Here is a 260-nt window from a genome sequence, read left to right as displayed (position 1 = left end):
TGTTTTTTAAAGGAAACTGGGATAAGGAAAGGAAGGGACACATTATATATATACGCGCGAGAAATACAAGCTCCAATTCATACCTTGACATAGACCACAGAACGGCCGGCACCGCGCTTGCGGAACACAAAGAGAACTGACAATAAACCTGCGAAAGGCTACATCCGGAAAGCACGGAAACTAAACGGGAACTAATGAACAACTTTTCTCACCACAGATATGTTGCTTTCTTTCCACACCCGTGTTTCTTTCTTACCACA

Origin of the sequence: Bacteroides sp. AF25-5LB, from assembly GCF_003602965.1 — a bacterium.
Classification (GTDB): Bacteria; Bacteroidota; Bacteroidia; order Bacteroidales; family Bacteroidaceae; genus Bacteroides; species Bacteroides uniformis.
Note: the sequence above shows the minus strand (reverse complement) of the source record.